General features: G+C 66.9%; 25 protein-coding genes and 1 pseudogene. 11 read left to right on the top strand and 15 right to left on the bottom strand.

Annotated features, from left to right (window positions below; all coding sequences use genetic code 11):
* Positions 1–5: 5 nt before the first annotated feature.
* Complete coding sequence (locus HNE04_RS18860) at positions 6–1,283, bottom strand: NAD(P)/FAD-dependent oxidoreductase (protein WP_172222731.1); 1,278 nt, start codon at positions 1,281–1,283, stop codon at positions 6–8.
* A 139-nt stretch (positions 1,284–1,422) separates the two neighbouring features.
* Here HNE04_RS18860 and HNE04_RS28135 point away from each other — a divergent pair.
* Positions 1,423–1,512, top strand: a pseudogene (locus tag HNE04_RS28135) (glutathione S-transferase family protein); the annotation flags it as partial.
* Positions 1,513–1,577: 65 nt separating this feature from the next.
* Here the strand turns inward: HNE04_RS28135 and HNE04_RS18855 are convergent.
* From HNE04_RS18855 to HNE04_RS18840, 4 genes are read right to left on the bottom strand one after another with little or no spacing between them, the layout of a single operon-like run.
* Positions 1,578–2,003: a hemerythrin domain-containing protein gene (locus HNE04_RS18855; RefSeq protein WP_328700364.1), complete on the bottom strand. Its 426-nt coding sequence runs from the start codon at positions 2,001–2,003 to the stop codon at positions 1,578–1,580.
* 20 nt (positions 2,004–2,023) lie between these two features.
* On the bottom strand, positions 2,024–2,392 hold the full coding sequence (locus HNE04_RS18850; protein ID WP_328700363.1) for an FAD-dependent oxidoreductase: 369 nt from the start codon (positions 2,390–2,392) through the stop codon (positions 2,024–2,026).
* A 34-nt stretch (positions 2,393–2,426) separates the two neighbouring features.
* Positions 2,427–3,407, bottom strand: coding sequence for an ornithine cyclodeaminase family protein (locus HNE04_RS18845; protein WP_407926610.1), 981 nt, complete (start codon positions 3,405–3,407; stop codon positions 2,427–2,429).
* A complete protein-coding gene (locus HNE04_RS18840; RefSeq protein ID WP_172222728.1) occupies positions 3,404–4,489 on the bottom strand; it encodes an alanine racemase in 1,086 nt (361 codons plus the stop codon). Before HNE04_RS18840 ends, HNE04_RS18845 begins: the two co-directional genes overlap by 4 nt.
* A 353-nt stretch (positions 4,490–4,842) precedes the next feature.
* On the opposite strand from HNE04_RS18840, the gene HNE04_RS18835 reads away from it, so the two are divergent.
* The gene (locus HNE04_RS18835; protein WP_172222563.1) at positions 4,843–5,583 is read left to right on the top strand and encodes a DUF4198 domain-containing protein; all 741 of its coding nucleotides are present in this window, start codon (positions 4,843–4,845) and stop codon (positions 5,581–5,583) included.
* Positions 5,584–5,587: 4 nt separating this feature from the next.
* Positions 5,588–6,604, top strand: a complete 1,017-nt coding sequence (locus HNE04_RS18830) for a PDR/VanB family oxidoreductase (RefSeq protein WP_172222560.1) — start codon at positions 5,588–5,590, stop codon at positions 6,602–6,604.
* Between the two features lie 28 nt (positions 6,605–6,632).
* Here HNE04_RS18830 and HNE04_RS18825 read toward each other — a convergent pair whose 3' ends face one another.
* Genes HNE04_RS18825 through HNE04_RS18810 form a run of 4 tightly spaced genes read right to left on the bottom strand, consistent with a single transcriptional unit; the run spans position 6,633 to position 9,859 of the window.
* A complete protein-coding gene (locus HNE04_RS18825) occupies positions 6,633–7,298 on the bottom strand; it encodes a hypothetical protein (RefSeq protein WP_172222558.1) in 666 nt (221 codons plus the stop codon).
* A gap of 25 nt (positions 7,299–7,323) precedes the next feature.
* Positions 7,324–8,430 carry a porin gene (locus HNE04_RS18820; RefSeq protein ID WP_172222555.1) on the bottom strand — a complete coding sequence of 369 codons (1,107 nt, stop codon included), beginning with the start codon at positions 8,428–8,430 and terminating at the stop codon, positions 7,324–7,326.
* 32 nt (positions 8,431–8,462) lie between these two features.
* Complete coding sequence (locus tag HNE04_RS18815) at positions 8,463–9,500, bottom strand: PepSY-associated TM helix domain-containing protein (RefSeq protein WP_172222552.1); 1,038 nt, start codon at positions 9,498–9,500, stop codon at positions 8,463–8,465.
* Positions 9,497–9,859: a helix-turn-helix transcriptional regulator gene (locus HNE04_RS18810; RefSeq protein WP_172222725.1), complete on the bottom strand. Its 363-nt coding sequence runs from the start codon at positions 9,857–9,859 to the stop codon at positions 9,497–9,499. Before HNE04_RS18810 ends, HNE04_RS18815 begins: the two co-directional genes overlap by 4 nt.
* 206 nt (positions 9,860–10,065) lie before the next feature.
* On the opposite strand from HNE04_RS18810, the gene HNE04_RS18805 reads away from it, so the two are divergent.
* Positions 10,066–10,986, top strand: a complete 921-nt coding sequence (locus tag HNE04_RS18805) for a LysR family transcriptional regulator (protein ID WP_172222549.1) — start codon at positions 10,066–10,068, stop codon at positions 10,984–10,986.
* Here HNE04_RS18805 and HNE04_RS18800 read toward each other — a convergent pair.
* From HNE04_RS18800 to HNE04_RS18785, 4 genes are read right to left on the bottom strand one after another with little or no spacing between them, the layout of a single operon-like run.
* Complete coding sequence (locus HNE04_RS18800) at positions 10,976–11,332, bottom strand: cupin domain-containing protein (protein WP_172222547.1); 357 nt, start codon at positions 11,330–11,332, stop codon at positions 10,976–10,978. The two genes, HNE04_RS18805 and HNE04_RS18800, sit on opposite strands and share 11 nt — an antisense overlap.
* 5 nt (positions 11,333–11,337) lie before the next feature.
* The gene (locus HNE04_RS18795; protein WP_172222544.1) at positions 11,338–12,888 is read right to left on the bottom strand and encodes an ABC transporter substrate-binding protein; all 1,551 of its coding nucleotides are present in this window, start codon (positions 12,886–12,888) and stop codon (positions 11,338–11,340) included.
* 35 nt (positions 12,889–12,923) lie between these two features.
* Positions 12,924–14,207 (bottom strand): NAD(P)/FAD-dependent oxidoreductase, encoded by a 1,284-nt coding sequence (locus HNE04_RS18790; RefSeq protein WP_172222541.1) that lies wholly within the window; start codon positions 14,205–14,207, stop codon positions 12,924–12,926.
* A 5-nt stretch (positions 14,208–14,212) separates the two neighbouring features.
* Positions 14,213–14,572, bottom strand: coding sequence for a cupin domain-containing protein (locus tag HNE04_RS18785; RefSeq protein ID WP_172222538.1), 360 nt, complete (start codon positions 14,570–14,572; stop codon positions 14,213–14,215).
* Between the two features lie 202 nt (positions 14,573–14,774).
* Between HNE04_RS18785 and HNE04_RS18780 the strand changes: the two genes are divergently transcribed.
* Positions 14,775–15,530 (top strand): HAD-IA family hydrolase, encoded by a 756-nt coding sequence (locus HNE04_RS18780; RefSeq protein WP_172222536.1) that lies wholly within the window; start codon positions 14,775–14,777, stop codon positions 15,528–15,530.
* A gap of 102 nt (positions 15,531–15,632) precedes the next feature.
* Complete coding sequence (locus HNE04_RS18775) at positions 15,633–16,748, top strand: tartrate dehydrogenase (RefSeq protein ID WP_172222533.1); 1,116 nt, start codon at positions 15,633–15,635, stop codon at positions 16,746–16,748.
* A gap of 54 nt (positions 16,749–16,802) precedes the next feature.
* Here the strand turns inward: HNE04_RS18775 and HNE04_RS18770 are convergent, their stop codons facing one another.
* Positions 16,803–17,471, bottom strand: coding sequence for a haloacid dehalogenase type II (locus tag HNE04_RS18770; protein ID WP_172222530.1), 669 nt, complete (start codon positions 17,469–17,471; stop codon positions 16,803–16,805).
* Positions 17,472–17,712: 241 nt separating this feature from the next.
* Here HNE04_RS18770 and HNE04_RS18765 point away from each other — a divergent pair, with 241 nt between their 5' ends.
* The 5 genes from HNE04_RS18765 to HNE04_RS18745 all read left to right on the top strand — a co-directional run bounded on the left by HNE04_RS18765 (position 17,713) and on the right by HNE04_RS18745 (position 21,773).
* Positions 17,713–18,612, top strand: coding sequence for a GNAT family N-acetyltransferase (locus HNE04_RS18765; protein WP_172222528.1), 900 nt, complete (start codon positions 17,713–17,715; stop codon positions 18,610–18,612).
* 2 nt (positions 18,613–18,614) lie between these two features.
* The gene (locus HNE04_RS18760) at positions 18,615–19,541 is read left to right on the top strand and encodes a 2-hydroxyacid dehydrogenase (RefSeq protein WP_172222525.1); all 927 of its coding nucleotides are present in this window, start codon (positions 18,615–18,617) and stop codon (positions 19,539–19,541) included.
* Between the two features lie 67 nt (positions 19,542–19,608).
* Entirely contained in the window at positions 19,609–20,115 is a 507-nt protein-coding gene (locus HNE04_RS18755) for an Lrp/AsnC family transcriptional regulator (RefSeq protein WP_172222522.1), read from the top strand.
* A 117-nt stretch (positions 20,116–20,232) separates the two neighbouring features.
* On the top strand, positions 20,233–20,607 hold the full coding sequence (locus HNE04_RS18750) for a helix-turn-helix domain-containing protein (RefSeq protein WP_172222520.1): 375 nt from the start codon (positions 20,233–20,235) through the stop codon (positions 20,605–20,607).
* Positions 20,601–21,773: a M20 aminoacylase family protein gene (locus tag HNE04_RS18745; protein WP_172222517.1), complete on the top strand. Its 1,173-nt coding sequence runs from the start codon at positions 20,601–20,603 to the stop codon at positions 21,771–21,773. Before HNE04_RS18750 ends, HNE04_RS18745 begins: the two co-directional genes overlap by 7 nt.
* On the opposite strand, the gene HNE04_RS18740 is transcribed toward HNE04_RS18745, so the two are convergent.
* Complete coding sequence (locus HNE04_RS18740) at positions 21,774–22,292, bottom strand: hemerythrin domain-containing protein (protein ID WP_172222515.1); 519 nt, start codon at positions 22,290–22,292, stop codon at positions 21,774–21,776.
* Positions 22,293–22,628 lie beyond the last annotated feature (336 nt).

The following is a 22,628-nucleotide window of genomic DNA, read 5'->3' as shown; positions in this document are numbered from 1 at the left end:
TGGCTTCAAGACAACTTGTCCTTGAGCCGGTAATAGGCGCCGACCAGGGGCAGGAACCAGGGGGTGCCAAAGTGGCCCGGAATGGCCGGCCAGCTGAAGTCTTTCCAGGGATTCAGGTCGGTGCGCCCGTCCATGACCTCGGCCATGATCGTGCCCATGAGGGTGGACATCTGCGTGCCGTGACCGCTGTAGCCCATGGAGTAGTAAATGCCGTTGCGCTCGCCGGCGCGTGGCAGCCGGTCGCGCGTCATGTCGACCATGCCGCCCCAGCAATAGTCGATGCGCGCGGCGCGAAGCTCCGGAAAGACGTCGTGCAGTGCAGCTTGCAGGATCGCGCCGCTCTTCTCGTCCGAGGTTGGGTTGGACACGGCGAAGCGGGCGCGTCCGCCGAACAGCAGCCGGTTGTCGGGCGTAGTGCGGAAGTAGTTGACCAGGTTCTTGGTGTCCGTCGCCATCCTGCGCCGCGGCATCAGGCGATCCAGCGTCGCGGTCGGCAGGGGCTCGGTGACGATCAGGAATGCGCCGACCGGCACGATCCTGCGGCGGATCCAACCCAGCGGGCCGGTCTGCGAGGCTCCACTTGCCAGAAACACCTGCTTGGCATGAAGCCGGCCCGTCGGCGTGTCGATCTGATGGCCTCCGCCCGCTGCGGGCCGCAGGCCCGTCATGGGCGTGTGCTCGTGGATCAGGGCACCGCGCCGCGCCGCCGCTTCCGCCAGACCGCGCACGAAGCGCCCGACATGCATGCCGGCGCTCTTGCGGTACACGAGCCCGCCGTAGTACCGGTCCGTGCCTACCTCTTCCCTCAAGTGCGCGCGGCTGACCATCTCGGTGTCGGGATCGACGTTGGCGGCGAGCAGTTCCTGGCTGCGCGCGAGCTTGTCGTAGTGCTCGGGCTTGGCCGCGAGCTTGAGCTTGCCGACGCGCGCGAAGCTACAGTCTATGTTCTCTTCGGCCACCAGGCGTTCGACCGTGTCCACCCCGGCGTCGAAGGCGCGGTAGAGCCGGTTGGCAACGTCCTTGCCGAGTTTGGCGGACAACATGCCGTAGTCCTGCGCGAAGCCGTTGTTGCACATCCCGCCATTGCGGCCCGACGCCGCATTGCCGACGGTGTCGGCTTCCAGCAGCACGACGCGCGCGCCCTTCTTGGCGAGCGCCAGGGCGGCCGAACAGCCCGTGAGGCCGCCGCCTATCACTGCAACGTCGCAGGTGCCCTGCACCGGCGCCGGGGCAGCGCTCCTGAAGGGTTCCGAGGTGTCCAGCCAATAGGAGGCCAGTTTCATGTTGGGCATAGTGGCATTGGAGCACCGGTCGGAGAGGCGGTTGTCTCGATCCGGCCGGGGCGGTTGGCAAGTACTGCGTTTTTGGGAAGGGGCGGCGGCATGGTGTGCCGCGGCCTTATTACTCACCAGGAGCCCCGCGATGACCATCATCATTACCGCTTTTGAACGCTCGCCGGATGGCGGCAAAGGATTGGCGCGCGATACGCGCGTTTGCTGGGCACTGGACGAGCGCGCAAGCTCATGCTGGCCTGTTGCCAAGAAAGCGGCCGAGCGGCAAATGAGGCGTTCGCCTGCTCAGGCTTGCTGGATCGCCTCGGCCACTTCGGAACGCCGCGTCATGATCCTGCCGCCCAATGTGGCGAGCTCCATGCCGGAGGATTTCGCCTTCGCGAACATGCCGCGGCGCTCTTCTTCGACGTGATGCAATGTGTGCTGCTTGATCGCCTCGATCGCACCCTCCAGATTCTCGGCGGCGGGTACGCGCCCGATCAGCTCCTTCAGTTCCTGGTGTTCCTTGAGCGAGTGTTGGAGCATCTGCTCATCGCCGGTGGCGCGGGCGAATGCAGGATAGAAGATTTCTTCCTCCACCATCGCATGCAAGGTGAGTTCCATGCAGATCACCTGGGCCAAGTGGAGCTTGGCCGTCGGATCCCCCGCCGACTTGAAGTCGCGGAACAGTTCTTCCACGCGTTGATGGTCTGCTTCGAGATAAGAGTGAATGAGGATTGGCTTCGGGGTCTTCAGGCGAGCTTGTCCTTCAGCCGGTAATAGGCACCGACCAGGGGCAGGAACCAGGGCGGTCCGAAGTGGCCCGGAATGGCCGGCCAGGTGAAGTCTTTCCAGGGATTCAGGTCGGTGCGCCCGTCCATGACCTCCGCCATGATCGTCCCCATCAGGGTCGACATCTGCGTGCCGTGACCGCTGTAGCCCATGGAGTAGTAAATGCCGTTGCGTTCGCCGGCGCGTGGCAGCCGGTCGCGCGTCATGTCGACCATGCCGCCCCACCCAGAGCGAGGGCAGCCGAACAACCCGTCAGGCCCCCGCCGATGACGGCAACGTCGCAGCGGCCCTGCACCGGGCCCGCCGCGGCGCTCCCGAAGGGTTTCGATGTGTCGAGCCAGTAGGAAGTGAGCTTCATAGTGATTACCAGGGCCAGCCGATCCGGCGGCCGAGTGACTGGGCGCAGGCGCGCTCGTAGATGAGCCGTGCCACGGTCAGGTCCTGCAAGGCCAGGCCCGTCATGTCGAAGACGGTGACGTCACCGGCGGCGCGAAAAAACGGGGCCTCGCCCAGCAGCAGGGTGCCCAGCTCGACGCACGGCGTCTCTCGGGCCCATTGCAGCTCTCCCAGCTGCAGCGCCTGCTCGCGATCGTCCACCACCAGCCGTGCCCGCTCCAGCACCCCCGGGGGCAGTTCACGCTTGCCGGCGGTGTCGGCACCCACGCAGTTCAGGTGCGTGCCGGCGCGCACAGCGCCGGCGTCGAACAACGGTCCTGCCCCGGGCGTCGCGGTGATGACGACATCGCTCTCGGCCACGGCCTGGTTGGCGTCGGGCGCACAGCGAATGGTGCATTGATCCGCAAACGCCGCCTCGAAGGCCGGGTCGGCGCGGCGGTCCGCGGACACATAGTTCACGGAGGAAAGTTTCGGCAGCGTGCGCAGGGCGAAGCGCAGCTGCGAGCGCGCCTGCACGCCGGTGCCGAAGACGGTGAGACGGGCGCTGTCCGGCCGGGCGAGCAGCGCCAGCCCCAGGTCGCCCGCTGCGCCCGTGCGCACGGTGGTGATGGCATTGCCGTCGATCACACACAGGGGTCGCCCGGTGGCCGGATCGAACAGCAGGATCGTCGCCTGGTGCGGTTCACCGCCCAGCTCGCGGTTGCTCGGCCAAAAGCCCGCAGCCTTGAAGCCCAGCAGGCCCTGGGACGGCACATCGCCGGACTTGATGCCGAAGACGCCGCCGGTGGAAAGCTTCTCGCGAACCACCGGGAAGACACGCCCTTCGCGCCGGCCGTGCAGCAGGAAAGCCTCGCGCACCGCCTCGGTGACTTCGGCGGGTGTGAGCAGCTGCTCCACCGCGTCCTTGTCCAGCAGCAGCAGCGTCGCCTCAGCGGGGGCCTGGGTCATTGCCATCCCCCGAACCGCGGCCATTCGGCTTCGACCTTGTCGGAGCTGCCGCGCACGACGTGATAGCGCCCGTGCTGCGCACCCGTGGCGCAAGCGTGGTTCGGCAGAATCCGCACGCGGTCCCCGATAGCGAGGTCTGGCAGCACGCCGCCCGAGCCTGGCCGCACCGTGATGATCCCGTGCTCCTGGTTCGCATCGGCAACGATCAGGTCGGCATGGGGCTTGCCGGTGATGTCGCATACCAGCCCATAGCCCTGGTCGACTTCCTGCTTGCGCGTGCCGCGGTCCTGCGACATGGCCATCCAACCCGCGTCGATGAGGATCCATCCCTTCTCGCGCTGGTGCCCGATGACCGTCGCGAGTACCGAAACGGCGATGTCGTCGACCTGGCAGACGCCCACGCCTGCCATCACGAGATCGAAGAACATGAACACGCCCGCCCGGACTTCGGTCACGCCGGTGAGGTCTGTTGCGCTGTGCGCGGTGGGCGTCGAGCCGACGCTGAGCACGGGGCAGGCCAACCCGGCCTCGCGCAGGATAGCTGCGGCGTCAACAACGCTGCGACGCTCGGCCTCCGCGCATTGCCGCAAGGCCTCGGCTCCGCGCGCGGTGTAACTCCCGCCGGCATGGGTCAGCACGCCGCGCAGTTCCGCACCGGCTGCCAGGGCGCGGCCGATCTCGACAAGACGCTGCTTGTCGCTGGGCAGCACGCCCGAGCGGTGGCCGTCGCAGTCAATTTCGATGAGGGAGGGAATGCGCGTTCCCGCCGTGCGTGAGGCAAGCGCCACGGCTTGCGCCTGTTCCACCGTGTCCAGCACCACGGCAACGTCGGCGCCCTTGGCGCGCAACGCGAGCACCTGCGGCAGCTTGGCAGGCACGATGCCGACGGCGTAGATGATGTCCCGCACGCCGGCCGTGACGAATTGTTCGGCTTCCCTGAGTGTCGAAACGGTGGCGGGCCCCGCCGGCGAAGTCATCACGCGCCGCGCGACGTCCACCGATTTGGCCGTCTTGAGGTGGGGACGCAGCGCCACGCCCAGGCCATCCAGCCGGGTACGGAGGCGCGCGATGTTCCGCTCCATCCGGTCAGCGTCGAGGATGAGGCAAGGCGTCGCCAGATCCCCCAACGTGGTAGCGATCGTTTCGGCTTGCGCCTGTTCCGTGGATAGTGCCAAGTCCAATGTCTTTTCTCCGCTGGTTGCTTGAGGTGGATGCGATGTTGCGCCGGTTGGATACAGATTGCAATTAATCAAACCTGCATTGGGGGTTAAGCCCGTCTTAAGGCTCAGCTCCGACGAGCTTCCAACAGCTGCGTGCCAATTGCAGCAATTCCATCCAAGAAGGACCGCGAAGCGGCGCCTATAGTCGCCTCGCCATGCAACACAAGATCCTTCGTGATCGTTCTTGTTCCAACCACCAGACATTAGGAGACGCAATGAAGATTTTCGGCAAGCTTACCCTCGCGGCGAGCGTGATCGCAGGCCTGGGCGCCGCGACCGTGGCGCAGGCCCATGGCATCTGGTTCGCGCAGCGCTCGAACCAGCTCGCGCTGATCTACGGGGTCGGCGCCGAGGACCTGGACATGGTGAAGCGACTGCCCAAGGTGAAGACCGTCGCGGCTTACGACGAGAACGGCAAGGAGGTGCCGACTCAGATCGCCCCCAACGGGCCGCTGCTCTTGGTGAACACCGACAACAAGCCTGCAATCGTTGCCGCAATCCTCGACAACGGCCTGTGGAGCAAGACGCCCGACGGCAAGTGGCACAACAAGGGCAAGGACGAGGTGCCGGATGCGACGAAGAGCGAGCACACCATCAAGTACACGGTGCACCTGCGCCGGCTGAACGTGGCACCGCCCGTGCTGCCCGCGCACAAGCTGCAGATCGTGCCGCTCGTGATGCAACTGCCGGACAAGATGGGCCAGGCGCTCACGGTCCGGGTGCTGTATGAAGGAAAACCCGTGCAGGGCGCCAGCGTGCAGGCCGACTACGTCACCGACCCCGACTCCGAACCGCTGAAGACCGGCGCCGACGGCACCGCCACGATCAGGGTGCGCAACCAGGGCCTCAACGTCGTCGCTGCAACGCTCGCCACGCCGCCTGCGAACCCTGCGAAGACGAACAGCGACGAACACCTGGCGACGCTGTCGTTCGTGCTGCCGAACTTGCCCGAGTGACCCCGTGCTCAGCTGGACCGGGATCCGCAGCTGGCTGCGCGGCCGCCGCCCGGCGCGGACTCCCGCCGCGTCGCTGAAGGTGCGCGTGCGGCGCATCGTCAACGAGACCGCCGACATCAAGTCGTTCGAGCTCGTGAGCGCCGACGGCTCCGCGCTGCCCGCCTGGAGCGCCGGCGCGCACATCGACGTGCGGCTGGACGACGCGTCCGTGCGCCAATACTCGCTCTGCGGTGCGCCAGGCGCGCGCGATGCGTACCGCATCGCGGTGAAGAACGCGCCCGACTCGCGCGGCGGCTCGCGCGCGATGCATCAGCGCGTAAGCGTCGGCGACACGCTCGTCATCGGCGGCCCGCGCAACCACTTCGCGCTCGAGGGCGGCGCGCGCCACCACGTGCTGATCGCCGCCGGCATCGGGATCACGCCGCTGCACGCGATGGCGCAGGAGCTGCAGGCGCGCGGCGCGTCGTACGAGCTGCACTACTTCACGCGCTCGATCGCGGAGACCGCGTTCCATGAGGAGCTCTCGTCCGTGCCGTACGCCGGCAACGTGCACTTCCACTACTCCGTCGCCGACCGGTTGCGCGAACTGCTGCGGCAGCTGCTGCGGCAATGTCCGCAAGGCCACCACCTCTACATGTGCGGCCCGCGCCGCTTCACGGATGTCATCGGCGAGGTCACGGCCGGCATCTGGCCACCCGGGGCGATCCACACCGAATACTTCGGCGGCGACCCTGCCGCCACGGCGGCACCGGGAGGCGCGTTCGAGGTCAAGCTGCAGCGCTCGAAGCGCACGGTTCCGGTCGCCGCCGACTGCAGCATCGCCGACGCGCTTTGCGCGCACGGCATAGACGTCGACACCTCGTGCCGCGAGGGCGTCTGCGGCACCTGCTTGACCGGCGTCATCGCCGGCACGCCAGACCATCGCGACGCGTTCCTCAGCCACAAGGAGCGCAAGGCCGGCGACAAGATGATGATCTGCGTCTCGCGCGCGAAGTCCGGGCAGCTGGTGCTGGACCTCTGATCGCGAGGGCACTCGATGCCGGCGGCGCTCAGTCCCCGCCGAAAGTGAAGCTCAAGCCGATCGTCCAGTTCGAGGGCGCCGGCCCCGCGAGGCGGTGGGCGCGGCTGACGTCTACGCTCCAGTTTTTCGCCGCCAGCCAGCGTACACCGGCGCGCGTGAAGTGCGTGGCCTGCTCGCGGTAGCGTTCCACGGTCAGCCACCAGTCCTGCGCCGCCATCCATTCGGCGGCAACGCCGCCGCGCTTCTCGTCGTCGCCACCCTTCACGAAGTCGCGCCCCGCATTGGCATGGAAGGCAAGGTCGTCGCGGGGCCTCCAGGAGGCGAGCGCCAGCGCGCTCACGCCCTGGTACCGCGGCCGCAGGTGCGCCTGCCAGACCGGTTGCGCCACCACGCCGAGGCTCAAGCTGTCCGTCACCGCGTGGGCCCACTTCAGCTCCAGGCCCCACGCCGTGGCCGAAGCGCCCTGGTCGCGCGCGTATTCCGCCGCGGCGCCGAGCTGCACGGGACCCAGCCGGCACGCGGCGCCGACGTGCATCATGCGGGCGCCACCCTGCGCGCGGCTCGCCCAGTTCTCCTGTTCGCAGGCTCCCGCCGGCAGGATGTCGGCGTCGTCGACCGAATGGTGGCCGCCCGCGGCCTGCGCCAGCGGCGGCGCGGCCAGAGCGGTCAGGAGAAAACAACAACGGGCACGCAACCGTGCGTTTACATCGGCGACCACGCTAGAAGCTGTGCTTGATGCCAATGTCGAACCCGTTGGACGACTTGCCGGGGCCCGTCACGGCGCCGTTCAGGGCTTGGGCAGACGGGCCCTTGTTGCTCACATGAGCGACGGCCGTATAGAGCTCGGTACGCTTCGACAACCGATGGATATAGCCCAGAGCCCACTTCCCGGCCGTCGGGCTGCCTGCCGCATCAGTGCTGTAACGCGAGTACGAAGCCCGGATGGTGCCGACGCCGACAGGGACCCGCGCACCCGCCACCCAGCCCTTGCCGCTGATCGCGCCGTTCCGGTCCCGCTCGTACATGCCCATGACATTGACCACACCGAAGTCGTAGCTCGCACCTGCGTTGCTCTGCCGCACGTTCCCCGCTGCGTAGCGCGTGCCGCCGGTGGCGGCGGAGACTGTGAGCTTGCCGGTCGAGTAGACGGCGCGAAGGCCATAGCCACTGCCATCTTTGGAGGTGCTGGACCCGCTGGGATTTTCACCCACATAGTAGGTTGCGTGCATCTGGAAACCGGACCCGGCGAAGCCCCCGGGCCCGTATCCGATGTTGGCGGCGTTGAAGCCATGACCGTAGAGGTACGACACGCTGTTGGAGGCGCGGACCAGGGTCGGGCCGGTGATCGCGGAATTGAGCACCTGGCTGGCTCCGCTGCCGCTGAGGTCGAATGGATCGAAGTCGGCGATGTTCAGGTATTGCGGCAGGAAGTCGCGGCCGAGGCGAATCTCACCCCAGTTACCTCCCAGGCTGACATGCGAACGACGGTTGAACGTCAGGCCACCACTGCCCGCAGCACCAGTGGACTGGTTGTTGGTGTTGGTGGTTTGGCCCGTGCCGGTGTCGGCGTTGAAGCCACTTTCCAGCCAGAATCCGGCCTTGAGGCCGTCACCCAGGTCCTCGAAGCCCTTCAAGGCGAGCCTGGAGGCGGCAAGGTAGCCATTGGCCAGTTGGTTCGCGTTCGAGACGCTGCCGGAACCATGCGCCACGGCCAGGTCCACGACACCGAACAGGGACACATTGGATTGAGCGAAAGCGGTTCCGGCGAGCGAAGTCGCGAGGACGGCAGGCACTATCGCTTTCAATGCGGTCGATTTGGGTTGCATTCGATTTGTCTCCAAAAGGTTGTTGGGGGTTTTCATTTCGTCCGGAAGCGCTGCACCGCGCCTGTCAAGGCCAGCCCGGCGAGTGCTAGCGCAATAAGGGTCCACAGGCCGCGGACCAGGAGCGCGGCCGCCACGCCCGGGCTGCCGGGCAGCCAGCCGAGGTGCAGCGGGTAGACCACGTTGAGATAGCGCACGCTCAGCGGCTGCTCGGTGGCGCGCACGATGCGCCGCACCGAGGCGTCAGTGGCGCTCACGAACACGTTGCTCAGGCCGATGGGATGCCACTCGTCGCCGCGCATCCGAACGCGCACCTCACCGTTGCGGGGCGGGTAGATGCGAATCGGACGCGCCTCCGGCAACGCCGTCGCAGCGGCGGCGAGGGCCTGGCCCAGCGTCGCCGTCTGCGGCCCGCTGGCAGCGGGCGCAGCGGCGCCGGGTGCCGCGGCCGCCTGACCCGGCCCAGCCGACAACACCGCGCGCGCCCAGTCCGGTGAGCGCAGCACGAAGCCGGTGACCAGCATCATCGCCACCGGCAAGACGACCACCGGTCCGACCAGGCGATGCACGCGCCGCCACGGCGTGCGCGGCGGCAGGTGGCGCACGCGCCACCAGGCAAGCAGCCCCATCGCAACCAGCACCAATGCGGCCAGCGCCATCGCGCGCAGCACCCACGGCCCGGCGTCAGCGAGCAGCAATCGTTCGTGCAGGCCGTACAGGAACGTCCTCACCTGGCTGCTGTCCGGCTGCAGTGCGCCGGCCGTGCCACGCACGGCGTCGATGTCGGCCCAGCCGCTTTCGTTGGATCCCGAGGCGAGCAGGCGGACGCTCACGGGCGCGTCCGCTTTGTGCGGCAGGTTCACGTACTCGATCTTGGCCGTCGGATACCGGCGCGCCAGTTCGGCCACGCCCTGGTCCACCGCCTGGGCCCAGGCCTGCACCGCCGGCGGGCTCTCCTGCGGCGCCGGCAGCGGTTGCAGCCACAACAGGACGGCGCCGCCCAATGCCTGAATTGCGAGCAGCGGCGCGAGCACCCAGCCGAAGCGGCCGTGCCATTGGTAGGCGAGCTTCATGCGGCCTCCCGTTCACGGTTGCAGTTCGCGGCGGCCTGGGCACTGCGCTGGCGGGCGATGTACTGGCCCGGCGTCATGCCGCAGGTGTTCTTGAAATAGCGGCAGAGATGGCTCTGGTCGTAGAAGCCGGTCATCAGCGCCGCAGATGCCGGCGACTCGCCATCGGCGAGCAGCGACTGCACCTTCCGCATGCGCTGCCCCCAGATGTAGCGGCGCGGCGACACGCCCGCATGTTGCCGGAACACCACGCAAAAGCGCCAGACGCTGAGTCCGGCCTTGGCGGCCAGCTCATTGAGCGACAGTCGTTCGTCAAGATGTTCGTCGATGTACGTGATGGCCCAGGCGATGCATGGATGCATGGTCACTTTCGGTTCCTTCAGTGGTGGTGTTGCTTGCAGCTCCCTGACAGCGAATGGTAGGAATTGACTACAGCAGCTTCTAGCGAAATGCCCTGCCTGCATGCGCACGGCATTGCGTTGCGATGGCGCGGATCGGCACGAAGTTCTGCGCGGAATGGGTGCAGATTTCGATTAACCCAATCTGCAGTGGGATTAAGATCTTGTTAATGATCAGCTCCGACGATCTTCGCTTCTTCAACGTGCTGGCCAAGTCCGCGACGCTCGCCGAGTGCGCCCGGAAGCTGGATGTCACCCCTCCAGCCGTCACGCAGCGACTGCGTGCGCTGGAGGCACGCATCGGCATCCGGCTGATCGACCGTTCCGGCCGCAAGATCACCTTGACCGACGAGGGCGCACTCGTCGCCTCGCACGGCACGATCGTGGCCGGTGCAATGGAGGCACTTTCGGAAGCCTTGTCGGACCGGAAGAACGCCGTGAGCGGGCACCTGCGGGTTGCCGCCCCCCACGGCTTCGGCCGCATCCATGTGGCGCCAGTACTGGACGCGTTCGCAAGAGCGCATCCCGGCGTGACGGTGACGCTCGAGCTATCCGATTTTCCCGGCGCACGCCTGATCGATACTTGCGATGTCATCATCCGCATCGGCCCATCGCCGCACCTGAACGAGATCGTGACCACGTTGGCCCCGAACCGACGCATCCTCTGCGCCAGCCCGGACTACCTCGCCGGCGCCCCACCCATTCAAAGGCCGTCGGACCTGGTGCGCCATCGGTGCCTGGTAGTCAGGGAGAACGACGAGGACGTCACGATGTGGCGCTTTACCCACCCTTCAAGGGAGCCGGAGACCGTCCGGATTCATCCCACCATGAGCAGCAACGACGGCGCGGTGGTGCGCGAGTGGGCGATCGCCGGACAAGGCGTGGCGATCCGCTCGGAGTGGAACATTGCCGGCGACCTCGCGGCCCGCCGCCTCAAGCGGGTGCTGCCGGCCTGGGAAGTTCCTGCGGCGGATGTTGTCGCCATGCTGGGCACGCGGTCCGGCCGAAGTGCGCGCACGACCGCCTTCCTGGCCATGCTGCGCCAATCCCTCTCGCCGCCGCCCTGGCGGCGAAAGACGGTCAGGCCGTGACCCAGACCTTGCGCACGGTTTCGAGCGTGCGCCAGGTGCCGGTGTAGCCGGGCTTCATGATGAAACAGTCGCCGGCCCGGTAGGTCACGGGGGGCTGCCCGTCCTCGGTGATCTCGGCCACCCCGGACAGGATCAGGCAGAACTCCCACGTGTCGCCCTTGATCGAGCGGTTGACCCCCGGGGTCGACTCGAACACGCCGGCGCGCACCTTGCCGTCCTTGGCGCTGTCGACGTCCCAGCTGCGGCACACGATGTCGCCTTCGACGACGCGATCGGCCGGTGGCCGGTATTCACGCGGCTCGCCGAGTTGGTCGAGGTTGAAGGTGACGAGGAGGTTGTTGGGCATGGTGTTCAAGCCTCCAGCCAAACATTCTCCGCAAAGTTGTACCCCATCAACCCGCCTAGCGGAATCGGCGACAGCCCCTTGAGCTTCCTGGTATGCCCGTCGATGCTGGACATGAAGAACGGGATGCCGATGCCGCCCTCTTCGTGGATCATCACCTGCATGTCGGCGTACATCTTGGCGCGCTTGGCCGTGTCGGGCTGCGCCCGCGCGGCCACCAGCAGCTGGTCGAACTTGGGGTTCTTCCACCCGGCCTCGTTCCACGGCGCGTCGGACTTGAAGAACTGCGTGAGCAGCACGTCGGCCGAAGGGCGCGGATTGATGTTGCCGAAGCCCACGGGGTGCTTCATCCAGTGCTGCGACCAGTAGCCGTCCGCCGGCATGCGCCGCACGTCGAGGTTCAGGCCGATCTGCCGCGCGGCGTGCTGCATGACCAGGGCCATCTCTATCGAGTTGGTCGCCGCGGGCGAGACCACCACCGGGATGGCGGCGCTGCCGAGGTTGGACTTCTGCACGTGCCACTTGGCCTTCTCGGGATCGTAGGGCCGCTGCTTCAGGCCCTTGAAGAAAAAGCGGTTGCTGGAGTGGATGGGATGGTCGTTGGCCACTTCGCCATAGCCCAGCAGGATGGACTTGACCATCTGCTCGCGGTTGAACAGGTGCTTCATGGCCAGCACGAAGTCCGGGTTGCTGCCGGGGCCGTTGTCGCGGCGCATGATCAGGTCGGTGTAGAGGCCGGCGCGGGTCTCGAAGATCGCGTGCTTGACGCTCGCCTTGATGCGGTCCACCGAGCGCGGGTTGATCGCCATGGTCAGGTCGATCTCTCCGGTGAGCAGCGCGTTCACGCGCGCTGCCTCGTCCCCAATGCCCACGTACTCGATCTCATCCAGGTAGGGGCGGTTCGGCTTCCAATAGTTCTCATTGCGCACGGCGATCGAACGCACGCCGGGCTTGAATTCCTTTAGCTTGTAGGGGCCGGTACCGATGCCCGCCATGTGCGCATTCACGTCGGTGATCCCGTCGCGCACGATATGGAAGTGCCAGGTGCCCAGGATAGCCGGCAGGTCGGCGTTGGGCGCCGCGAGGCGGATGGTCACTTCGTGCGGGCCGGTGGCCTTCACCTCTTCGATCTGCTCGGCCAGCACCTTGGCCTTAGAACCGGTCGACGGATCCTTGTGGCGCATGAGGGAGAACACCACGTCGGCGGGTGTGAACGGCTTGCCGTCGTGGAAGGTCACGCCCTGGCGCAGCTTGAACACCCAGGTCTTCGCATCCTTGGTGCTGAACTCCTCGGCCAGCGCGGGCTGCGGCGTCAGGCTGCCGTCGAGGGAGGTCAGCCCGTTGTACAACATGCAGCTGCGGATGTAGTCGGTGTGGTTGGAGCACTTGGCCGGATCCAGCGTGTCGCTGAGCGCGGAGGTCGCTCCGGCGACCTTGATGCGGCCGCCGCGGCGCGGCGTTGCCGCGAACGACGGTACGGCCAGCGACGCGGCGCCGCCGGCCATCAGCAAGGCCAGTACGTCACGGCGGCTGGGGTTGAGGTCCAGGTAGGGGTTCATGGTTGTCCGTTTTGCTTTTGGGTTGGAAAGAGGGCTCAGGCGAACTTGTTCTTCACCTGGTAGTACAGGCCGACGGCCGGTAGGAACCACGGCGGGCCGAAGTGGCCGGGAATCGCGGGCCAGGGGTTGTCGCGCCAGGGATTGGCCGCGACATCGCCCGCGAGAACGCGGGCCATGCACTCGCCCATGTGCACCGACATCTGCGTGCCGTGGCCGCTGTAGCCCATGGAATAAAACAGGCCATCCTTCTCGCCGGCATGCGGCAAGCGGTCCTGCGTCATGTCCACGATGCCGCCCCAGCAGTAGTCGATGCGCACGTCGCGCAACTGCGGGAACATCGCCACCAACTGCTCGCGCAGCACCTCGCCGCTCTTGGCGTCCGAGCGCGGGCTGGACAGGGCGAAGCGCGCACGTCCACCGAACACCAACCGGTGGTCGGGCGTGATGCGGAAGTAGTTGTGCAGCGTGTCGGTGGTGGTGTAGGTGCGGCGCTGCGGCAGCAGGGCCTGCAAGGCGTTGGGATCGAGCGGCTCGGTCACGATGATGAAGCTGCCGATCGGCACGATGCGGCGCCGCCAGAAGGAGAAGCTGGAGTAAGCGCCCAGGCGCGTCGCGCCGGTGGCCAGCAGCACCTGGTCCGCATCGATGGCGCCGCGCCGGGTGTGCACGCGGTGCGCGTGACCGTGCAGCCGCTCCAGCCGCTCCACCTGCGTATGGTCGTAAATCTGCGCGCCGCGCCGCGCTGCCGCTTCCGCCAGCCCACGGCCGAACTGCCCCATGTGCATCTGGGCGCTCTTCTTGAACAGCAGGCCGCCCGCGAAACGGTCGCAGCTAATCTCATCACGAATGCGCTGCGGCGAGATCAGCTCGACCTGCGGGTCCGCTTCGCGGCGCAACCGCTCGAAGCCCATGACCAACGCGTCGTAGTGCGCGGGCCGCGATGCGAGCTTGAGCTTGCCGCGGCGATGGAAGTCACATTGGATCGCCTCCTCGCGCACGATGCGTTCCACGGTGTCCACCGCGTCGTCGTACGCACGGTACCAGGCGGCCGCGCGCTCGGGACCGACGCGCGCCGCGACGGTGGCGTAGTCCACCGCCAGGCCATTGTTCACGTGGCCGCCGTTGCGCCCGGACGCCTCGGCGGCGACCGCGCCCGCCTCCAACACCACGACGCTAGCGCCGCGCAGCGCCAGCGTGCGGGCGGCCGACAGGCCGGTGAAGCCGCCGCCGACCACCACCACGTCGGCCTTGGCGGGCAACGCGTCGGTGCGGCCTTCGAAGGCGGGGGTGGTGTCGGTCCAGAACGATTCGAGCTTCATGGGGCTCACGCGCTGCCGTAGATGATCCAGATCTTGCGCGTGGTCTCGATGCAGCGCCACTTGCCGACGTAGTCCGGCTTCATCACAAAGGTGTCGCCGGCCTGCACGCGGATGGGCTCCTTGCCGTCTTCGATCAGCTCCGACACGCCGGAGAGGATGTGGCAGAACTCCCAGACGCCGCCCTTGATCGAGCGGATCGTGCCGGGCGTGGTCTCCCACACGCCGGTGCGCACCTTGCCGTCCGGCGACTGCTCCACGTCCCAGTTCGTGAAGCGCGGATCGCCGGCGATGAGCTTCTCGGGCAAGGGGCCGCTCTCGCGGCCGGGGCCGAGGTCGTCGAATTTGAAGAAGGTGAGGTTGCTCATCTGCGGGTCCTTTCGCGATTGAATTTGAGCGCGAAGTTAGCAGCGTCGCGTTTGGGTCGATTGGACGGATTTGTCATCCCGCACGACATGCTGCACGCCACGCGACAACGCCATGGAATGCGGCGGCGGGGCCGCGCAACGGCGTCAAAGGCCGCCACCCTGACCTAATCTGAATCATGTTCACGCCCTATGAGGTGCTGCCATGTCCCTGCTGCAATTCAAAGCGATCACGTTCGACGTCGTCGGCACGCTGATCGATTTCGAGCGCGGCGTGCTCGACTTCCTGCATGAGACCGATCCGCAGGCGCGCGTTCGAGACAGCGAGTTCTTGCTCGCCTACCGCGAAGCACGCGCATCGCCGCTCGCACGGCCCTTTCCCGACGATCTCGAACGCGTCTGGAGCGAGCTGGCGCGCCAGTTCGGCCTGCCCCAGCAAGCCGCCGTCGCATTCCGCGCATCGGCCCTGCAGTGGCCGGCCTTCGGCGATTCGGTGGTCGCGCTCGGTCGCCTGAGGAAGCACTTCCGGCTGGTAGCGGCCACCAACGCCCAGCGCTGGGCCATGACCCATTTCGAGCGCGCGCTGGAAATGCCGTTCGACTGGACGGTGACCTGGGATGACGCGCGGCGCGAGAAGCCGGATCCCCGGTACTTCGTCTGGCTCAAGGACATGCTGGCGCGCCACGGCATCCAACGAGCCGAGACACTACACGTGGGCCAAAGCCAGTTCCACGACATCCGCATTGCCCAGGCGCTGGGCTGGCGAACCTGCTGGATCGATCGGCATGCGGGCCGGGAGGGCACGGGCGCCGGCCGGCCTACGGCCAAGCCAGTCAAGCCCGACTGGCACTTCACCTGCGTGCGCGAGCTCGCTGACGCGGTCGACGCCGAGGTCCTGGAGCAGCAACAACGCCACGTCCTGCCGCTCTTTCCCGAGTGCCTGGCAATGGATCTCGCGTAAGGCAGCACGAGAGGCTTTTGTCTGCTGCAAGAACACCATGGAATGCGGATGCGGGCCGGCACGACGGCGTCATCTTCGGCCGCCTGCGCCTAAGCTAGTCCCATGATTTCCAACACACGCGGCTCGGCCTTCCTCTCCCCCTCTCCCTCTCCGTTGCGCAGGCACACCATCGCCGTCATCCCCGGCGACGGCATCGGCAAGGAGGTCATGCCCGAGGGCCTCCGCGTACTGGAGGCAGCCGCGCGGCGCTTCGGCATCGAGCTCGTCTGGCGGCACATCGAATGGGCCAGCTGCGATTACTACCAGTCGCACGGCACGATGATGCCCGCCGACTGGAAGTCCCAGCTGGCGGACTGCGACGCAATCTACTTCGGCGCCGCGGGCTGGCCGGACACGGTGCCCGACCACGTTTCATTGTGGGGCTCCTTGCTGAAGTTCCGCCGCGAGTTCGACCAGTACGTCAACTTGCGGCCGGTGCGCCTTTTCGAGGGCGTGCCCTGCCCCCTCGCCGGACGCAAGCCCGGCGACATCGACTTCTTCGTCGTCCGCGAGAACACCGAGGGTGAATATACCAATCTGGGCGGCCGCATCTTCGAGGGCACCGAGCGTGAGATGGTGATCCAGGAGTCGGTGTTCACCCGCCACGGCGCGGACCGTGTGCTGCGCTATGCCTTCGAGCTGGCGCAGTCGCGCACGCGCAAGCAAGTGACGGTAGCGACAAAGAGCAACGGCATCGCCATCAGCATGCCGTGGTGGGACGAGCGCGCTGATCAGATGGCGGCGCAATTCCCGGAGGTGCGGCACGACAAGCAGCACATCGACATCCTGTGCGCACGCTTCGTGCTGCAGCCGCAGCGCTTTGACGTGGTCGTCGCATCGAACCTCTTCGGCGACATCCTGTCCGACCTCGGCCCGGCCTGCACCGGCACGATCGGCATCGCGCCTTCGGCCAACCTGAACCCGGAACGGAAATTCCCTTCCCTGTTCGAACCAGTCCATGGCTCCGCGCCGGACATCTACGGCCAGGGCATCGCCAACCCGATCGCAATGATCTGGTCGGGGGCGTTGATGCTGCAGTTTCTCGGCTACCCCGAGGCGCACGACGCGATCCTCAGGGCGATCGAGCAGGTCCTGCGCGAAGGGCCGCGCACGCGCGACCTGGGAGGCAGCGCGACCACCGTCGAGACGGGAAAGGCGGTCGCCAGCCTGGTCGCCTGAGCGCGGCGCGTACAAAAAAGCGGGCGCCTCGCGCCCGCTTTTTTTGCTCTGCCCTTATAGGCCCACCAACCCCGGCAGCCCACTGATGTCGCGGATCTCCACGTGCGTGTACGCCTCGTTGGGCTTCGGCTCGTGGTTGCGATTGACGAACACCTTGTTCTTGATGCCCAGGTCGTGCGCCGACATCAGGTCGTAGCGCGGGCTGGAGGACACGTGCAGGATGTCCTCCGGCGCGCAGCCGAGCTGGTCCAGCATGTACTCGAACGCCTGCAGGCGCGGCTTGTAGGCGCCGGCGTCCTGCGCCGTGTAAACCTTGTGGAACGGCGCCTCCAGCTTGCGCACGTTGAACATGATCTGCTCGTTCATGGCGTTGGACAGGATCACCAGCGGGATCTTGTTGCCCACGCGCGTGAGCGCCTCAGGCACGTCGGCGTGCGGGCCCCAGGTCGGGACGGCGTCGTAGCACTTCTGCCCATCCTCGTCGCGGTAGGCGATGCCATGGCGCTTGCAGGTGCGCCGCAGGGCCGACTTGAGGATCTGGTCGTAAGGTTTCCAGTCGCCCATGACTTCGTCCAGACGATAGGCGGTGAAGTCCTTCACGAACTGCTGCAGCCGCTCACCGGCCAACTGGTCGCCGTAGAGCTGTTTCGGCATATCGTGGATGCGGAAGTTGGTGAGGGTACCGTAGCAGTCGAAGGTGATGTACTTGGGTTTGAAGATCATGGTTGTCTCGCTGGTGGATGGGGTGGCAAGTAGAGTCAATGCTAGGCAAGCGGCGCCGCAGATGTTGCGGTTCTGCAGCGCGCGCGCGCAGCATCTTCCGGATGTGAGGGGGCGCGCAGGCGCTTTGTGCCGTTCTTCGCCCGCGCCTCGCCCACGCCAAATTCGTACAAGCCGCCATCCCGCCGCACCGCGCATCATCACAACTGATCTGTCACCGGTGAAGTATTGAAGGGATAACTCCATGTCCGAACACGTGCTCATTCCTCAAGCGGCGCTTGCCGCGGTGGGCCGCCCACTGCCCGACGGCGTGACGCTTCGCCGGCTGAAGGCGGACGACCTGGAGGCAGCGCAAGCGCTGTCACGCGAGTTCCAGTGGCCTCACCGCCTGGAGGATTGGCAGTTCAGCCTGGCGCATGGCCAGGGCGTGGCGGCGCTGCGCGACGGCCAACTGGTAGGCACCGCGCTGCATTGGCCCTGGGGCAAGCAGCACGCGACGGTCGGCCATGTGATGGTCTCGCCGCGAATGCAGGGGCAGCGCATCGGCCAGCACCTCATGCACGCGGTGATGGCGGGGATTGAAGACCGCACCGTGCTGCTGCACGCCACGGCCGAAGGACGCGGCCTGTATGAACGGATGGGCTTCGAGATCGTGGGCGAGGTCCGGCAGCACCAGGGCCTGGCTGCGCCGGCGCAACTGGTGGCGTTGGCGCCGGGCGAGCGGCTGCGCCCGCTGGGTCGCAACGACGCAAAGACACTCGTCGCCCTGGATGCCCGTTCCGCCGGCATGCCGCGCGAAGCCATGTTGCACCAGTTGCTGGCCGAAGGCGAAACGGTGGTGCTGGCACGCGGCGGCGAGGCTGTGGGTTTTTCCATCGTGCGGCGCTTCGGGCGCGGCCATGCCATCGGTCCTGTCGTGGCGCCCGATCTCACCAGCGCACAGGCGCTCATCGGCCACTGGTGCAGCCGCTACGCCGGAAAATTCCTGCGCATCGACGTGGACGCCGCCAGCGGCTTGCCCGAATGGCTGGAAGCGCAGGGATTGCCCCGGGTGGACACGGTCACGACCATGGTGCGCAACGGCCCGCTGGAGCGCGGCCCGGCCCTCGGCTACTGGGCGCTCGTCGCCCAGGCGATGGGCTGAGCATGGCTTTCGTTTACAAAGGCGATACGCGACGGGGCGCGGTGTGGGCCGAACAGTTCGCGCGCAAGATGCCCGAGTTGCCGTTTTGCATCTGGCCCGAGGTCGCCGACGCGACGCAGGTGCGCTTCCTGGCCGCCTGGGAGCCGCCGCCGCGGCTCGATCAGGCCTTTCCCAACCTGGAGGTGCTGTTCTCCGTCGGCGCGGGCGTGGACCAGTTCGATTTCTCCGCGCTGCCACCCGGGCTGAAGGTGGTGCGCATGGTGGAGCCCGGGCTGACGGCCTGCATGTGCGAGTACGTGAGCTGGGCGGTGCTTTCGCTGCACCGCGGGATCCCGCAGTACCTGCGGCAGCAGCAACGCGGTGAGTGGAAGGAACATCCCGTGCGGCCGGCCTCCTCTCGCCGCGTGGGCGTGATGGGAATGGGCACGCTGGGGCGCGCGGCGCTTGCGCAGCTGCGCCAGCTCGGCTTCGACTGCGCCGGCTGGAGCCGCTCGCGTCGCAACGATCCCGGCATTCGCTGCTACGCGGGCGAGGCGGAGCTGGGTGACTTCCTGGCCCGTACCGACATCCTGGTGTGCCTGCTGCCGCTGACGCCGGAGACGCGCGGTATCCTCGGCCGGCGCATTTTCGGCGCCCTGCCGCCGGGCGCTTCGCTGGTCAACGCGGGACGCGGCGGCCACCTGGTGCAGCCCGATCTGCTGGACGCCCTGGAGCGCGGCCAGCTCTCGGCCGCCATCCTCGACGTTTGTGAACCCGAGCCGCTGCTGCCGGGCCATCCCTTCTGGGACCATCCGGGCATCTGGCTCACGCCGCACGTCGCCAGCGCCACCCAGGCCGAGACAGCCGCGCAGGCACTGCTGGACAACCTGCGCCGCCACGCTGCGGGCTTGCCGCTCGAAGGCGTGGTCGACCGCTCGCAGGGCTACTGAGGCCAAGGCGGCGTCAATCGCCGCGATAGCTTGACTAAGGGTTGGATGTTGCATACAACGGGCGCAGATGAATACCTCTACCGGCAACCCCAAGCTCGACCGCCTCGACCTGCGGATCCTGTGCCACCTGCAGAAGAACGGTCGGGCCACGAATGTGGAGATCGCCGATGCGGTGGGACTGTCTCCCAGCCCTTGTCTCGTTCGGGTGAAGCGCCTGGAGCAGGCCGGCTACATTGCCGGCTACGGCGCGCAGATCCGCCTCGAGAAGCTGGGCGACACGCTGCTGGTGTTCACCGAGGTCACGCTGCAGGACCACAAGCGCGAGGACTTCGTCAAGTTCGAGACCAGCATCCGGCCGATCGACGAGATCGTCGAGTGCCATCTCGTGTCCGGCGGCTACGACTACCTGCTGAAGTTCATCACGCGCGGGGTGAACCACTACCAGGAGATCATCGAAGGGCTGCTGGAGGCGAACATCGGCATCGAGAAGTACTTCAGCTACATCGTCATCAAGACGCCGTTCATCAAGAACTACTACCCGATCGAGCGGCTGATCCAGCCACCGCACGCCTGAAGCCTTGGCGCGCCGGCGCCGCACTACTTGCTGCGCCGCACCCCGATTCCACATTTGCTGCTGTCCCGCCGGCCGCATGCAGTGCCATCTTCGGCGCGAGCGGCCTACGCTTGCAGAATGAATCCTGAGCCTCGCACCCCGGCATCCCCCCGCTCGGCCGCAGCAATCCAAGGTGTGCTGCGTCACATCGATGAAAACCTGAACCAGCCGCTCTCACTGTCGGAGCTCGCCGGCCTCACGGGCCTGAGCATGTGGCGCTTCGCGACGGTGTTCCGGCAGCAGGTGGGCGTCGCGCCGCACCGCTACATTTGCCGCCTGCGCCTGGAGCGCGCGCAGGCCTTGATCCGCGAAGGGGTGCCGGCCGCCACCGCGGCCAGCGAAGCGGGTTTCTATGACCAGAGCCACCTCTCGCGCCACTTCAAGAGCGTATTCGGCATGACGCCGGGGCAGTACATGACCACGGCGGCCCGCCAGCCGCATACCCCGTGCTGAGCGCCGCGCCCGTCCAGGAAATCGCGGACCTGGTTCCTGACTTGGTCGCGCTGCGGCGGGACCTGCATGCCCACCCCGAACTCGCCTTCCAGGAGCGCCGCACCTCCGGCATCGTCGCCGCGGCCCTGCGCGACCTGGGCCTGGAAGTGCACGAGGGGATTGGCGGCACCGGCGTCGTCGGCGTGTTGCGCTCGGGCAGCAGCGGCCGCAGCGTGGGGTTACGCGCTGACATGGACGCGCTGCCCATCCTCGAGCAGGGCGGACGCCCTCACATCAGCCGCTTCAGCGGCGTGCACCACGGTTGCGGTCACGACGGCCATACCGCCATCCTGCTGGGCGCCGCGCGCCACCTCGCGCGCACCCGCCGCTTCGACGGCTGCGTGAACTTCATCTTCCAGCCCGCCGAGGAAGGGCGCGGCGGCGCCAAGGTCATGATCCGCGACGGCCTGTTCGACCGGTTTCCGTGCGACTCGGTGTACGCCTTGCACAACTGGCCGGAGCTGCCGCTGGGGTCTGCGCGCACGAGGCCGGGCCCCATCATGGCCGCAGCGGATCGGTTCGACATCGTCGTGCGCGGCCGCGGCGGCCATGCCGCGCAACCCCACGGCACGCCCGACACGATCCTGGCCGCCAGCGAACTGGTGAGTCAACTCCACACCATCGTCTCGCGCCGGGTGCCGCCCACCGAGAACGCGGTGCTATCGGTCACGCGCATCAACGGCGGGCAGTCGCACAACGTGCTGCCGTCGGCGGTCGAGTTGACGGGCACGGTGCGCAGCTTCGACGCCGGGGGGCAGGACGCCATCGAGGCGGCCATCCGCCAGGTGGCGCAGGGCGTTGCGCAGGCGAGCGGCACTGCCATCGAGGTTGAGTACCTGCGCTACTACCCCGCCACGATCAACACCGTGGCCGAGGCCGAGCTCGCACTGTCCGCCGCCAGGAGCGTCGGCCTGGAGGCCGCCGTTGCCCCGCACCCGGCCTTCACCTCGGAGGATTTCGCCTTCATGCTGCGCGAGCGGCCCGGCGCCTATCTCTGGCTGGGACAGGGCAGACCAATCGGCGAGCAAGATGCCCCTTTGCACCACCCCAGCTACGACTTCAACGACAAAGCCCTGGGTTGGGGAATCGCATGGTTCGTGGCCGTAGCGGAGCTCGCGCTGACGTAATTACCGCGCTGGAGGCACGGTCGTGCGAGGCCCCACCACTTTGGACATCGACGACACCACGGCCACCCATTCCTCGCGCGTCAACAACAGGGCCGTTTGCGAATGCAGGAGCGTGTCCTCCTGGTCCAGATGGTGGTGCATCAACCGGCCGTGCTCTTGCAGCAGCGGTTCAACGGCCGTGGCCGCGCCCATTTCCCCCGATTCGGCAAGCTTCAACAAAGCCTTCGACTGGGAAAGCAGGTCGTCACAGCGCTCGCTCTCCAGTTCCAGCTGATCAAGCAGCTTGTCAGCCTCTGCCGACCTGCCACGCAGCATCTTGAGCAGGACGACGCCCTTGGGGTGATGTGTCGTCTTCTCGAAAGCTTCAAGGCGTTCGATGTGTTCGACGAGCGTCGCCGCCTGCGGTCCCGGGCGCGTCCAATCTGCAGTTTTCAGCGCGCGGGCAACAAGACCCAACAACTCACGAATGCGAGTGTGCTCGGCACGCAAGATGGCCCACGCGCATTCGGACGCTAACATGTTCTACCCCTTTTTGAACCTGTTTGCTCGTCGGGGCCTTCCTGGGAAGTCCAGCCCTTGCCAACGGTACCAAGTTGTGGCCGGCGACGCAACCTGGGCGCGGCACTTCGGTCGGCCTGCGCGGCTGAAAGGCCAAATCCCGCCTTGTTGTGCAAGTATGGATTCGTAGGACGTGTTGGACTTGAACCAACACGATGCTGCCCATGCGAAATGCAGTCTTGGCCGAGCAACGTTGCACGTACGCTGTTGACTTCAAACAGAGGGTGGCTGACTCAGAATCCTTTGGTCGCGTTGCCGCGCTGGTAGTTGCGCGTGCAAGATCCCATCCGCGATTCG

Origin of the sequence: Caenimonas soli, from assembly GCF_013155545.1 — a bacterium.
GTDB classification, from domain to species: Bacteria; Pseudomonadota; Gammaproteobacteria; order Burkholderiales; family Burkholderiaceae_C; genus Ramlibacter; species Ramlibacter soli.
Note: the sequence above shows the minus strand (reverse complement) of the source record. Positions and strands in the feature narration are given on the sequence as shown.

Excerpts from the sequence above, each read along its gene's own strand:
- HNE04_RS18860 (WP_172222731.1), bottom strand. The coding sequence starts at position 1,283 with ATGAAACTGGCCTCCTATTGGCTGGACACCTCGGAACCCTTCAGGAGC.
- HNE04_RS18845 (WP_407926610.1), bottom strand. The coding sequence starts at position 3,407 with ATGACCCAGGCCCCCGCTGAGGCGACGCTGCTGCTGCTGGACAAGGAC.
- HNE04_RS18840 (WP_172222728.1), bottom strand. The coding sequence starts at position 4,489 with ATGGAGCGGAACATCGCGCGCCTCCGTACCCGGCTGGATGGCCTGGGC.
- HNE04_RS18835 (WP_172222563.1), top strand. The coding sequence starts at position 4,843 with ATGAAGATTTTCGGCAAGCTTACCCTCGCGGCGAGCGTGATCGCAGGC.
- HNE04_RS18820 (WP_172222555.1), bottom strand. The coding sequence starts at position 8,430 with ATGCAACCCAAATCGACCGCATTGAAAGCGATAGTGCCTGCCGTCCTC.
- HNE04_RS18815 (WP_172222552.1), bottom strand. The coding sequence starts at position 9,500 with ATGAAGCTCGCCTACCAATGGCACGGCCGCTTCGGCTGGGTGCTCGCG.
- HNE04_RS18810 (WP_172222725.1), bottom strand. The coding sequence starts at position 9,859 with ATGCATCCATGCATCGCCTGGGCCATCACGTACATCGACGAACATCTT.
- HNE04_RS18805 (WP_172222549.1), top strand. The coding sequence starts at position 10,066 with ATGATCAGCTCCGACGATCTTCGCTTCTTCAACGTGCTGGCCAAGTCC.
- HNE04_RS18800 (WP_172222547.1), bottom strand. The coding sequence starts at position 11,332 with ATGCCCAACAACCTCCTCGTCACCTTCAACCTCGACCAACTCGGCGAG.
- HNE04_RS18795 (WP_172222544.1), bottom strand. The coding sequence starts at position 12,888 with ATGAACCCCTACCTGGACCTCAACCCCAGCCGCCGTGACGTACTGGCC.
- HNE04_RS18790 (WP_172222541.1), bottom strand. The coding sequence starts at position 14,207 with ATGAAGCTCGAATCGTTCTGGACCGACACCACCCCCGCCTTCGAAGGC.
- HNE04_RS18785 (WP_172222538.1), bottom strand. The coding sequence starts at position 14,572 with ATGAGCAACCTCACCTTCTTCAAATTCGACGACCTCGGCCCCGGCCGC.
- HNE04_RS18780 (WP_172222536.1), top strand. The coding sequence starts at position 14,775 with ATGTCCCTGCTGCAATTCAAAGCGATCACGTTCGACGTCGTCGGCACG.
- HNE04_RS18775 (WP_172222533.1), top strand. The coding sequence starts at position 15,633 with ATGATTTCCAACACACGCGGCTCGGCCTTCCTCTCCCCCTCTCCCTCT.
- HNE04_RS18770 (WP_172222530.1), bottom strand. The coding sequence starts at position 17,471 with ATGATCTTCAAACCCAAGTACATCACCTTCGACTGCTACGGTACCCTC.
- HNE04_RS18765 (WP_172222528.1), top strand. The coding sequence starts at position 17,713 with ATGTCCGAACACGTGCTCATTCCTCAAGCGGCGCTTGCCGCGGTGGGC.
- HNE04_RS18760 (WP_172222525.1), top strand. The coding sequence starts at position 18,615 with ATGGCTTTCGTTTACAAAGGCGATACGCGACGGGGCGCGGTGTGGGCC.
- HNE04_RS18755 (WP_172222522.1), top strand. The coding sequence starts at position 19,609 with ATGAATACCTCTACCGGCAACCCCAAGCTCGACCGCCTCGACCTGCGG.
- HNE04_RS18750 (WP_172222520.1), top strand. The coding sequence starts at position 20,233 with ATGAATCCTGAGCCTCGCACCCCGGCATCCCCCCGCTCGGCCGCAGCA.
- HNE04_RS18740 (WP_172222515.1), bottom strand. The coding sequence starts at position 22,292 with ATGTTAGCGTCCGAATGCGCGTGGGCCATCTTGCGTGCCGAGCACACT.